We start from the raw sequence: 13,270 nt of genomic DNA, 5'->3' as shown, positions 1-13,270 counted from the left end.
GAAAGAGATGCGGGCAGTTATTCAACGAGTCAGTCAAGCTGAAGTAGCGATTGACGGTGAAACAGTTGGAAAAATTGGTAAAGGCTTTATGATTTTACTAGGTGTTCATCAAGAAGATACGAAAGAGGATGCCGATTATTTAGTCCGAAAAATTTCAACTTTAAGAGTATTTGAAGATGACGAAGGTAAAATGAACTTGGGATTGAAAGATGTTGGTGGTAGTATCTTAAGTATTTCACAATTCACCTTACATGCGGATACAAAAAAAGGAAAAAGACCAAGCTTTGTCAAAGCAGCTCGTCCTGAGACGGCGATTCCTTTATACGAATACTTTAATGAAGGACTTCGTAATGCAGACTTAACTGTTGAAACGGGAAAATTCGGGGCGGATATGGCAGTTTCTTTAATCAACGATGGACCAGTCACGATTCTTTTTGATACCCGAGATAAATAAAAATTTAATTGCGTTATAGCTGAAAAAGATAGCTATAATGCAATTTTTTTTATTTGAGAATAATTCTCTAATAACTATAAAAATTTTTCAATAACTAAATAAAAAATTAGTAAGTAACATTTTGTCATTGCGAAATAAGATTTCTAAAAATAAAAAAATGGTTATTGAAAGCGTTTTTAAAGCGGTCGTTTTAAAATATGATCCGTAATTTAATTAGTCGGTTTAACAAATGAATTAGAAAAAATAACATCAGAATCCCTGTTAATTCAGTTTTTTTAATTGATTTATTTTTAATAATTAATAATTGTTGAAAATAAATCGTTATCTATCACCATTCTAAAATCAATTGTTTTTAAAGAAAAGCCATGATAAAATTTATTTGTAGAAAAAATATTATTTTTATCAGGTACAGTTGCAAATGTACCTATTATTTTTAACTTCGTCCCTAAAAATTTTTTTTTTGAAATTCAAAATATTGTGATTGAGAATGGAGGAAACGATAATGGAGAAAAAAGGTGCGATTGGGCAATCTGAGACACGTTGGGATGCGATTTCCAAAGTCAAAGGAACAGCAATGTTTACAGCTGATTTTCCAGTTCAAAATATGTTGCATGGAAAAATTGTTCGTTCAACAATTGCCCACGGCCGAGTGCTGGAATTTGATATTTCTGAAGCAGAAAAAATGCCTGGTGTGGTGAAAATTCTTTTACCTGAGGATATGCCGCAAAATCAATTCGCTACTGCTGGACATCCTTACAATATGATTCCAGAAAAGCGTGATGTTGCTGACCGTTTAATTTTAACTAGAGATGTTCGTGTGTATGGTGAAGAAATAGCAGCGGTGGTTGCGAAAACAGAATTACAGGCGGTTCAAGCAGCTGAAAAAATTAAAGTCACTTATGAAGAGTATCCAGTTTATCTATCACCAAAAGAGTCAATGGCAGAAGGCGCAATGCGGATCCATAAAGAACGCGATAATGTAATCGCTAACACAAAAGTTGGTTTTGGCGATGTAGAAGAAGAGTTAGCTAAAGCTGATTATGTCTTAAAGGAACATTTTAGTACAGGTGTTCAGCAACACGTTCATATGGAGAACCAAGTGGCGATTGCTTATCAGAGTGAAGATCAACGTTGGACTTGTATTAGTTCCACGCAAATCCCTCATATTTGTCGCCGAATTATTGGTGAAGCAATGGGCATGCCCTGGTCACAATTCCGAGTGAAAAAACCATTCATCGGAGGCGGTTTTGGGAATAAACAAGACGTTACGATTGAACCATTAGCAGTAGCGATGACGATGGCTTGTGGCGGACGTCCCGTTCAATTAGCGATTACTCGAGAAGAATCTTTGGCCTTTACTAGAACACGCCATGCGATTGATTATGATGTGCAAATCGGGGTAAATAAAGATGGTCATATTACTGCGATAGATTTTGATGTTTATTCAAATCAAGGGGGGTATGCCTCTCACGGACATTCAATTGGTGGTAAAGGTGGGACCTTTATCCATGCTTTATATAAATCAGATGCTTTAAGATATGCAGCAAAAACAGTTTATACAAATATTGCCACTGCTGGTGCAATGCGTGGATATGGAATTCCACAAGTTATGTACGCATTAGAATCAATAATTGATGATGCGGCAGAAAAAATCGGAATGGATCCGATTGAATTTAGAATGATGAATGCTCAGCCAGATAATTTCAAAAATACCATCAGTAAAATCAAACAGAAAAATTTCTTGATTGAAGAATGTTTGAAAAAAGGCCGGGAAGCATTTGAATGGGATCGAAAATTAAAAGATAGTTTGAATTATAAATCTGGTTCAAAACGTCGTGGTGTTGGTGTTGGTAGCTTCTCTTACGGCTCAGGAACTTATCCTTTTGGGTTAGAAGTTTCAGGTGCCCGCCTAATCTTAATTCAAGATGGACGTTTTAAACTAATGCTAGGTGCAACAGAAATTGGTCAAGGTGCCGATACAGCCTTTTCTCAAATGGCAGCCGAAATTTTGGGCGTACCAACAAATCATGTAATTCGTGACTTCATGACCGATACGGATGTAGATCCTTTTGATACAGGCGCTTATGCTTCTCGTCAAAGTTATATTACGGGATTTGCTGTTCGTGAAGCGGCAGAAGAAATGAAACAAAAAATTGTTGAAAGAGCTTCAGACATTTATGATGTTCGTCCAGAATATTTAGATATTGTTGATTCACAAATTATTTATGCTTATGACGGTGAAGTAGTTACTAGCTTAGCTGACTTAGCATTAGCATCGTTTTATGACATGCAGCATGGTCAATCAATCGTTGCAGAGTCTGCTGTAAATATTCATCATAATGCATATGCTTCTGGTTGTACCTTCGCGGAAGTAGAAGTCGACGTAGAAACTGGTAAAGTTGATTTATTAAGTGTTATGAATGTCCATGATTCCGGAAAAATTATTAATCCAAAATTAGCTGGTGGGCAAGTTGAAGGCGGTATGGCGATGGGAATTGCTTATGGTTTAAGTGAAGGACTGCGCTACAACGAAAAAGGCAAACCACTGAACAATAATTTATTGGATTATAAAATTCCGACTACGATGGATTTACCAGAATTAGACTTTGAATTTGTAGAAGAAATGGATCCATTGGCACCGTTTGGCAATAAAGCTTTGGGGGAAAACCCAATGAACTCACCAGCACAAGCGATTCGAAATGCCGTTAAGAATGCGACAAATGTTGCAATCAATGACATTCCATTGTCGACACAAAGAGTATTTGAACATATGAAAGAAAACAATGTCATTACAGTCAAAAATCAAGCAGACGCTAAATAGAAAAGAGGGGAAAGCGAAATGTATGACATCACTGGATACCATGAAGCAACTAATTTGCAAGATGTTTTTGAAATAACTAAACAAGATCCTAACGCGCGAATTATCGCTGGCGGCACAGACGTTTTAGTAAAATCTCGTGAGCGTAAAGAAGATTTTGTTAATACACAGTTGATTGGCGTTACTCGAATTGAAGAAATGCAAGGTGTTTATTTAGATGAAGAGGAAACTTTAGTAATCGGTGCCTTAAATTCTTTTACTCAAATTGAAAAAAATCCAATCGTACAAAAATGCGCACCGCTCTTAAGCTATGCTTGTTCAACTGTCGGAGGTCCGCAAACTAGAAATGCGGGAACGATTGGTGGGAATGTCTGTAATGGTGCGACCTCGGCTGATAGTGCACCGACGCTATTTTGCCATAATGCCATTTTGGAAATCCATTCCCTTGATGGCGTGAAAAATGTGTCAATTCATGATTTTTATAAAGGTGCTGGCTGGGTGGATTTAAATCCTGGTGAAATCTTAGTAAAAATCAAAATTAAAAAAGAAGATTATGCTGGCTATTTAGGTGGCTATACAAAATTTGCTCAACGAAAAGCTTTAGATATTGCGAATTTAAGCTGTGCAACCATCATTAAGCATGATGCTGGTGTAATCGAAGATGTTCGCATTTGCTTTGGTGTTGCTGGACCAACACCAATTAGAATGCGCCAAGCTGAAGAATATGCTAAAGGAAAAGAAATTACCGATGAGGTATTAAAGGAAATTGGAGAAAAATGTCTGTTAGATGCCAAAACGAGAAATTCTTGGCGGGCTTCTAAAGAGTACCGTGATTTCTTAATCACTATTTTACCTGCTCGCAATATTGTTGAAGCGTTGAAAGGGGAATAATTATGAATAAAGAAATTTCATTTACTTTAAATGGTGAAGAAGTCACGTTGTTTGTTGATGTAAGAAAAAGTTTATTGGAAATGCTACGAGAAGATTTCTCCTTGATTGGAACAAAAGAAGGCTGTGGTGTAGGTGAATGTGGTGCTTGCACGGTAGTTGTCGATAATGTTACGCTAGATTCATGTTTAGCAATGGCTGTTTGGGCGGATGGTAAAAATATTAAAACAATTGAAGGCGAAGCACAGATTGATGGGACATTATCTGATGTACAAGAAGATTTTGTCGAAGCTGGAGCAGTCCAATGTGGATTTTGTATTCCAGGGATGGTAATGTCGGCTTCAAATTATTTGGGGGAAGTAGATGAACCAACAAGACAAGAAATTAAACGAGCACTTTCTGGAAACATGTGTCGTTGTACTGGTTATTCTAAAATTGTTGATGCAGTTGAAAATACTGCTGCCAAAAGAGCTGCCGCAAAACTTGCCAATTAGTTAAGCCAAGTAGGAGGAAATCTCAAATGGAAAATGATAATATTTCGAAAGTAGATGAGAATGTAAAGTCAGATGTTGCAGCAGAGAAGCCTGAACATGAGTTAAAGCAAGAAGAAATTCCTGAAATTCAAGCCAGCGTAATTTCTGATGTCGATGAAAAACTTCCGTTAAGTAAAAGCATACCATTGGGGTTCCAACATACCGTAATCGCTGTGTTAGCAGCGATTCCGGTTCCATTAATTATTGGATCAAATGTTGGGTTGAGCCCAGAGCAATCACGTTATTTTGTTAGTGCAATTATTTTTACCGCCGGAATTTCTTCAATTCTAGCGGCTGTTGGTGTTATTCCTCGGACAAGTCCTAAAATTCCGATGATTATGGGTGCCAACTTCGCAGTTATTACCGTAGTAAGTAGTGCTTTGTCAAATGCGCCAACGATTAGCCAAGGTTTCCAAGTTGTCGCTGGATCTACGATGGTTGCCGGATTATTCTGTTTCTTGATTTCTGGTTTCTGGGCAAAACTACAACGCTTTTTCCCACCGATTGTTGTTGGGACTAACCTGATGGTATTAGGGACAGCTTTATTACCAAATACTTTCCACTGGATGATGGCAGATAATGCCTATAATCCCGGTGCAGCAATGGAACCAAGAGTTTTAGGCTTAGCCTTCGGTGTGTTCTTATTCCACGTAATTATCTCAAAATATTTAAAAGGTATCTTAGGAAATTTAACTTTGCTCATTGCTTTATTGGTGGGAACAATTGCCGCAGGATTTATGGGAATGGTGGATTTTTCAAGTGTTAGTTCAGCACCATGGTTTGGTTTGATTTTACCTTTCCATTACGGTGTGCCAAGAGTGGAATTGCAAACAACTCTAGCCTTCCTAATCGTTATGATTCTTGGGATGGTAGAGGTATCTGGAACATCGATGGGGATTCACGATATTGCCAATAAAGAAATGACTCATAAACAGTTCGGTCGTACATTAAAAACTTTAGGGATTAATACTTTTGCTTCTGGTTTGTTTAATGGTGTACAACCAACGGCCTTTGTTCAAAATGTTGGGGTATTGGATTTATCTAAAGTAACAAGTCGTTTTACTACCGCAATTGCTGGGGGAATGTTACTGCTAATTGGTTTAGTACCAAAATTCTCAGCGTTGATTTCGGCGATTCCAAAACCAGTTTTAGGTGGATTAGGATTTGCTATTTTCGGTATTATTATTGGTAGCGCAGTAAACTTATTAAAACAAGTTGATTTTAATGGCAATCAAAATATGTTAATTATCGGGATTGCTGTTGGAATTGGTATGTTACCAGAAGTTTATCCAAGTTTTTACGCAAACTTCCCCGAAATGGTCCAAATGATTTTAGGTAGTGGTATCTTATCTGGTGCCTTAGCGGCAATTTTATTGAATATGTTCTTTAACTTTAAGGATATTATTAAGCCGGAAAAAGTAGATAACTGATGAAATAAAAAAATAATTTTCAGGATTCGAGAAACTAATTTTTAGTTTCTCGAATCTTTTTTTGCTTAATGCAGCAATTTTACCAGCGTTAATTATAAATAAAAAAATAATTTTAATAGAAAGAACAGAAGGCAAGTTAATTTAAAATAATGTTATTTTTAGAAAAAGTGAAAACTGTAGTTCTGGCTAGTTCATTATTACTTTTTTTCTTTCAAATCAAAAATTAGTAATAGAAATGGTTTGTTGATAACGATATTATATCGTTAGCAGAGTTATGTTTATATGTATTCTTATTTAAGGAGGGGGAAATTACGAGAAAAAAGCGGTGTATTTTTTCGATAATTTTGTTATTTACAGGTTTGTTGTTAACGAGTGGAAAACCAAACTATGCTCAAGAAACGAGGAGTAGTGATGAAACACATGGAGTGGCTACTTTTTATGGTGAGTACAGTTATCCCAGTTCTTCAACAGATCAAAGTACTAATCAAAATCAAATAAATAAATCACTTGATGACCATCAATTGGCTTATGTCTCGAACAACGGACAAACACCCAGTTACTCTGCAAATGGCGCTGCCATTATTCCAAAAACTGGAGACAATAATTTTTTTATGTTGCAGTTAATTGGTATGGTGTTTTTATTATTTAGTTTAAGTTTATTCATTTATAAAAGGGAAAAGGGAGAAAACATATGAAAAAGACAACATTATTTTTATCAACAGCAATTTTATTAGGGATTGGAATAAATACAAGTCAAGCTTTTGCAGCGGATTATACGACCGATGGGACAATCAATTATAAGGCGGGGAGCGCTGTTATCCCTCCTGTTGATCCAACTAATCCTGACCCAACTAATCCAGTTGATCCTGTAGATCCTCCACAACCTGGTACTGGTGGTGCCTTATCAATTGATTATGCATCAAAAATCAATTTTGATACGCAAGAAATTACCAGTATTGATAAAACTTACAATGCCAAACTGGACCAAATGAAAGATGGTTCCGAAAAACCTTTGTATGTTCAAGTTACAGATCAAACTGGAACTTTAGCTGGTTGGAATTTAACTGCAAAACAAAATGCTCAATTTAAAACAACTGATGGAGATGAACTAACTGGAGCAGTTCTAAAATTATCAAAAGCTTCCGTAGCTTCAAATGTTGATAAAAAGTACACACCTGGAACCGTAGCTACGGATGTGACGTTAAAACCAGATGGTTCTCAATTACCTGGTATTACCGCAGCTAAAGGTCAAGGGGCAGGTACTTGGGTTTATCGTTTTGGAGATACTAATACGAATGCAGCCGATGCGGTCACTTTAGCAGTACCAGGTTCAACTGTTAAATTAGCCAAAGAATACAAAACTACGATTACTTGGACACTTCAAAGTACCCCAACTAACCCATAAAAGGTGATTAAGATGAGAAAAAGTAGCTGGCTTTTCACTTTTGTAATAGGAGTCATGAGTTTTTTTAGTTTAACATCGACTACTTATGGTGCAGAAAGCACAGCAAACACTGCTAAAGGTGTGGTTGAATTTGTACCTAATTCTGATCCAACGAATCCAGTCGATCCAGAAAATCCTGATCCGAATAAGCCGGTTCAACCAATTGATCCGACGAATCCTGGTGGAAAACCCAATGAAGGAACAGCTGGACCACTATCGATTGATTATGCTTCTTCGTTTGATTTTGGAAAAAATAAAATTTCCAATCAAGATCAAATTTATTATGCCAATGCGCAGCGTTATAGTGACGGACATTCAGATACGGCTAATTATGTTCAAGTAACTGACAACCGCGGAAATAATGCGGGATGGCAATTAACGGTTAAGCAGACCAATCAATTAACGGCTACTTCACCAACTCTAAATAAAATATTGACCGGTGCGCAAATCACTATTGAAGAGTCACATGTTGCATCAGTTGCAAAAAGTAAAGCACCGGTTGCAGCAGCTAAAATTACTTTGAATCCTAGTGGTTCCGAATCAATGGTAATGTCAGCGAAAGTTGAGAGTGGTAGTGGAACCTGGGTAGATTATTGGGGGAAAGTTGAAAAAACAACTGTATCAAATGAAAATAATCAAAAAGAGGCAGTAAACATTACAAAAGCTGTTTCTCTCAGTGTACCAGGTATAACGCCTAAAGATGCCGTCAAGTACCAGACCAATCTTATTTGGACTTTATCTGATACACCGGCAAACTAACAGAAAAGAGGTGAATGATGTTGTGGCGTAAAATATTGGTAATTATTTTTGTAATGAATTTCTTTCTTTCAAGTGCGCCCGTTTTGGCTGCTACAACTCAAGATTCAACTACTTCAACCTCTAGTGAAGTGTTTCCTTCTGAGAGTTCAGAAACAGTCAACCAAGCGGACTCTTTGCCAACTCAAAGCACTGATCCGATTGAACAAGCTAGCCAATCTGATGATTATTCAACAATGGCCGATCCACAGATATATACGGTCATATTTGAAACTGATACAGCCCATTTGTTTTCTAATCAGTCTTTTCAAGCAAGTATAAAATTGAATCAGGGAGATTTGTTAACGGATTCTCAAATTCCGATTTTTGAAGAAAGTGTGCAAGATGATTTTGAAGGTTGGAAAATCGGGGACAAGTTATATAGTAATGAACAGTTAAAACAAATGGAAATTGACCAAAATATTCAAGTAGTGGCACAATTTAAAGAAAAAGCGCAAATGACTAGACAAAGCTTGGCAGTCAATCAATCAATTAAAGATATTATTGCCTCTGCTAACCAAAGCAAAGTGATTGTGGTGCCTAGTCCAACAGGTGATGGTAATCCTTATCATGAGTATGATGCTAATGAGAATGGTGTAAAGCAAGGATTGTTTGATTTGTATACCAATGGTCATAATAACGACTTTGTCATGTATTTTGGTAGCAATGTGACATTAGGAGCAGCTACGATGGCAAAAGCTGTACCCACAGCTGTCAGTGCAGCAAATGTTACTTTTACAGCATTAACTGGTAAGGTGAACCAACTAACAATTACAGGAGTCAGCAATGATCCTATCTCAAATGATACAACTTCACCTACTGGCGCAAAAACTTTGTCACTACCAGCTGATAGTTTTTTTGGAAATAATATTATTTTGCGAAACATTCGCTATAGCGGTAGTAGATACTATATGAATGGTTACAATTTGAATTTAAATGGTGGCTCTTACGGAACAAGTACAAGCAGCATCTTCGGTGGAACTGATAACGGTGATGTAACAGGAAATCCAATTATAACGGTGAATAGTACTGGTAGTGGTTATTGGGATTTTTATGGTGGTAATGATTCTGGTGGTACATTAAATGGAAGCACAACTTTAAATTTTAATAATTCTAGTGGTAATCTACGAAATCTAGCCGGTGGTGCAAAAGTCGGCACAATTAACGGAAATACGGCTGTGACAATTAATAATTTAGGTGGAGAAATTACTGACAGCTATTATGGTGGTGGAGTCGGAAATACTGCTTCAGCAACAGCCAATGTAACAGGAAATGTTGTGACTAACATGGATGTCCAAGATCAAAATACTAAATTTAAGCTAAACAGTAATGTTATCTACGGCGGCGTTCAGTATGGAAATATTAACGGAACAATCACAACGACGATTGCTGGTTATGGTGCTATTGATGGTAGTAATACTGGGGGGCTAACTACCTATCCAGGTTTTATCGGTGGTTCTCGTGAAGGAAATATTGGATCTGATCGACAAAAAGTTGCGATAACCAATAATATTGATTTCAGTAAATATTCAGCAGGTGTCACACCGTTTTCTGGTGGAAATAATGTAAAAGGAACGATTACTGGGTCAATTAAAAATACAGTTCGCGCTGGCCAAAGAGATAAAGGTGCTCTGGCAGGCGTTTACGGTGGCGGTAGTCGAAATATTACTACATTAAGTGCAGCTAAGCTTGGAACTTCAAATGCAGTTATTAATAGTGCAAATGATAATTTTGATAGTTTAACTAAGGAACAACGTAAAGCAAAGGCAGAATCTGCTGCTGACTTCAAAGTATACGGGAATATTGACTTGAATATTCTAGGCGGTTGCGTCAGTTTAGACACTGATCCTAGTTATACTAGAGCAGCCGGTTATGGTGGATATATTGAAGGAGATACTTCTGTTACTTTAGGGACACTCACTGCTGATAAAAGTGTTGGGGGAGATGGTTTGGTTTATTCAAACTATACTGCAGCCTATAACTTAAATAATTTGTCATATGATAAAACAAAAAATACAAGAAGCTATTTTACTGGGTATGATGTAGTCGGTGGTGGTGGAACTCCTGGAGATAGCTGGTCTATCTACATCTACGGTCATACAAAAGTAACAATGAATAATGTAGTTGCTCGTTGGACATACGGTGGAAACTTTTCTGGTGTAGTCGATGCACCAACAAATAGTAGTAACTATGCTTCAGAATATGTGATGAATGCCGGAATTGCCGATACTACCGAAGGAACTGGCTATATCGCACAAAGAACTTACGGTTCTTCCCATACGCAAATTAATTATGGACAAGTCGACTGGTTTACCTCTGGTGGTGGTTGGGGTGACTGGAAGCAGTATGGTGATGCTTCTGTTGAATTTGTCAGTGGTATCCATAATGGGACAGTTGGGGGTACTTATGGCTATTCTGGCGTTGCCAACCATGTGATTGATGGAAATGTTTCAGTATCGATTTTAGGTGGCGATTTTTCGGGAAGCCCAAGTCATACCAGCGATAAAGCTTTCTCAGCAGGTCCATCTAATCAGGGGACAATTACTGGTGATGCCACGCTGACTTTAGATTTGCGAACAGTCAATGGAAAAACTTTTGTTCCACCACCTAAAGTCGAAATTACTGCTGGTCGTCACGCCAGTGCTATTAATAATTATATTAAGTTAGGAAAAACTGGCAGTAAGGTTAACTTAAATATCTATGCTAATAAAGATTCAGGCGATGTATTGAAAGGTGCAACAATTTTTGGTGATGGTGGAAATACAGCCAGCGATAGCCAAATGTCTGATGTGAATATCAATATTGATGCCCCTGATTCAACAATTGGAACTTTATACGCAACACAATATAGTAATGTTGCTAGCGATGCGTTATTACGCAACGTGAATGTCAAAATCCAAAGAATAAAATCAATCAGTGGTATTTCAGGTGGGAATCAAACTGATAACATCACCAACTTAGTCGCTAGCAACAGCGCAGCCAAAAATATTCATTCAAATTTTCAAATTGGTCAACAAGTTTCTGATACGAGTGAATTTCAAACAACGCCTATTTTGATAAGCGGTGTAGGTTTAATTAATTTTACTAGTTTGGATATTGATAATAAAACCACTTTAACTGCGACTACTGGAAATATAAAAAATGGTGCCAATGCAACTGTGGCAAGCCATAGTACTACGTATAACAACTTTGGTGATATTACTTTACATGATGGGTCTGGTTTAGGAATTTTGACAAATACAGCCTTCATTTCAGCGGGGAAATTATCCATTAACGGAGAAAATTCTTTGGAGTCACCGGAAGGTAAAGGGAAAGTTAATATTAGCGATATTAACTTTAGTGATCCTACTGATGCACGACTTACATGGATTAAGAATTCAACCACCAACACGATGACTACTCAAACAGGTAGTTGGTTTGGTAAACAAAGTTCCTATCAAGTATTAACAATTAATCCGACGGGAAAAAATGCTGAAAAAATTTCTCCATTGAATTTCAAAGGTATTGAAAAAACAACTGGTAAAACTTTTATTGGTGATAATGACATTACAAATTCTCAAGAAGGTTATGGATTGATGCTTCCTGGAGCAGTGTATGACTATCAAGTGAATACGCCAATTGCTGAGGGAAAAGGATTTATTGAGCACAATGTTGCACAAGTAACAGCTGATAATAAACCTATTTTACAAGTTTGGGGTTCTGAGGTGGCAAACACACCTGTAACTAAAGGAAGATTGGTAGTTCCAGCAGTAAATAAAATATTGCCGACGTTAACTTTTTCACCAGATAAGAGTTCGTTTTCTTGGCTGTATAGTGGCGAAGTTGTTTCCACAAAAGTTGGTAGCAGTAGTCAAATTTTTACTGAACAAAAAAATAGTGACCCTGTTACTTGGACATCAGCCGATGGTGAATATAGTTACTCAATTAATATAAAGTACTCAAATAAGGCTGAAGTGACTGCTAAAAATGCAATTATCACAGAAAAACAAGCAGCTGCAATTCAAACAAAAGAGGATGTTGTTAAATTAATGACAGCTAGTGGACGCCCTAATTTACAAAGTAATTTGGATGATCAACTTCTGGCATTGATCAAGCAGCCTCTTGCACAAGATCAATTGAGTCGTGTGCATGATATTCGTTTTTCAACTGGTACTTCAACAGTCAACCAAGCTACACAGGATGTGCAATTGACTGTGGTAAAAGATGATAGTTCGATTGCTCCAGATGGCTCTTTTGCAATTGTTGCTCAAGACATTCAGTTAAAACTAGTGGATGCGAATAATCTGGCTAATCTTGAGGCACTGAACCAATTAACTAAAGCAAGTGTAATTTTTGCTGATGGACGTAGCAGTCAGGTGCCTAGCCTTCCTCAAGCAACTTTTGACGAAGTGAAAGGCGCCAGTGATGCAAAAACCGTCATTGCTAATTATACTTTTAGTAATTCAGGTCAAAGTGCAACCAAAGATGTAAATATCAGCATTTTAGGTACATTATCTTTAAACGAGGTACCTTCTAAAGTTGATTTTGGTGCCCAAAAAGTAAGTAATACGGTTAAAACTTATACACCAACTGTTACAGGTGCATTAAAAGTTAAAGATACTCGCGGTGTGGACAAACAACCGTGGCGATTAACTTTAAGAGAGTCAGATAAATTAGCCGATGGTAGCAATGATTTAAGTGGATTATTTAACTACACGAACAGTCAAGGGACCGTTCAAATAACCGATCAAAATATACCGGTCGAAGAAAGATCAGCTCAATCAAATGATGTAATTGATATTACCCAACAGTGGGATGCTTCTTATGGTTTGCATTTGACTGTACCGGTAGAAAAACAATTAATAGGTGATTATCAAGGAACATTAACATGGAGTTTAGAAAATGTTCCTGGAAATAATCCATAATAAA

The 13,270-nt window shown here is 37.1% G+C and carries 9 protein-coding genes; all 9 read left to right on the top strand.

The window, feature by feature from the left end:
- The first annotated feature begins 7 nt into the window (after positions 1-7).
- The 9 genes from dtd (at position 8) to KUA55_RS10630 (ending at position 13,266) form a co-directional block, all read left to right on the top strand.
- Positions 8-454, top strand: a complete 447-nt coding sequence (gene dtd / locus KUA55_RS10670; RefSeq protein ID WP_218326242.1) for a D-aminoacyl-tRNA deacylase — start codon at positions 8-10, stop codon at positions 452-454.
- Positions 455-956: 502 nt separating this feature from the next.
- Entirely contained in the window at positions 957-3,275 is a 2,319-nt protein-coding gene (gene xdhA / locus KUA55_RS10665) for a xanthine dehydrogenase subunit XdhA (RefSeq protein ID WP_218326240.1), read from the top strand.
- Positions 3,276-3,293: 18 nt separating this feature from the next.
- Positions 3,294-4,163: a xanthine dehydrogenase subunit XdhB gene (gene xdhB, locus KUA55_RS10660; RefSeq protein ID WP_218326238.1), complete on the top strand. Its 870-nt coding sequence runs from the start codon at positions 3,294-3,296 to the stop codon at positions 4,161-4,163.
- A gap of 2 nt (positions 4,164-4,165) precedes the next feature.
- The gene (xdhC, locus tag KUA55_RS10655) at positions 4,166-4,654 is read left to right on the top strand and encodes a xanthine dehydrogenase subunit XdhC (protein WP_218326236.1); all 489 of its coding nucleotides are present in this window, start codon (positions 4,166-4,168) and stop codon (positions 4,652-4,654) included.
- Positions 4,655-4,680: 26 nt separating this feature from the next.
- Positions 4,681-6,123 carry a uracil-xanthine permease family protein gene (locus KUA55_RS10650; protein WP_218326235.1) on the top strand — a complete coding sequence of 481 codons (1,443 nt, stop codon included), beginning with the start codon at positions 4,681-4,683 and terminating at the stop codon, positions 6,121-6,123.
- A 254-nt stretch (positions 6,124-6,377) separates the two neighbouring features.
- Positions 6,378-6,818: an LPXTG cell wall anchor domain-containing protein gene (locus KUA55_RS10645; RefSeq protein WP_484840039.1), complete on the top strand. Its 441-nt coding sequence runs from the start codon at positions 6,378-6,380 to the stop codon at positions 6,816-6,818.
- Positions 6,815-7,528 carry a WxL domain-containing protein gene (locus tag KUA55_RS10640; RefSeq protein WP_218326232.1) on the top strand — a complete coding sequence of 238 codons (714 nt, stop codon included), beginning with the start codon at positions 6,815-6,817 and terminating at the stop codon, positions 7,526-7,528. The genes KUA55_RS10645 and KUA55_RS10640 overlap by 4 nt, the downstream gene beginning before the upstream one ends.
- A 54-nt stretch (positions 7,529-7,582) precedes the next feature.
- Positions 7,583-8,326 (top strand): WxL domain-containing protein, encoded by a 744-nt coding sequence (locus tag KUA55_RS10635; RefSeq protein ID WP_425514612.1) that lies wholly within the window; start codon positions 7,583-7,585, stop codon positions 8,324-8,326.
- Between the two features lie 17 nt (positions 8,327-8,343).
- A complete protein-coding gene (locus tag KUA55_RS10630; protein WP_218326230.1) occupies positions 8,344-13,266 on the top strand; it encodes a beta strand repeat-containing protein in 4,923 nt (1,640 codons plus the stop codon).
- The last annotated feature ends 4 nt before the right edge of the window (positions 13,267-13,270 follow it).

It is taken from the genome of Enterococcus alishanensis, assembly GCF_019218635.1.
GTDB classification, from domain to species: domain Bacteria; phylum Bacillota; class Bacilli; order Lactobacillales; family Enterococcaceae; genus Enterococcus_A; species Enterococcus_A alishanensis.
Note: the sequence above shows the minus strand (reverse complement) of the source record. Positions and strands in the feature narration are given on the sequence as shown.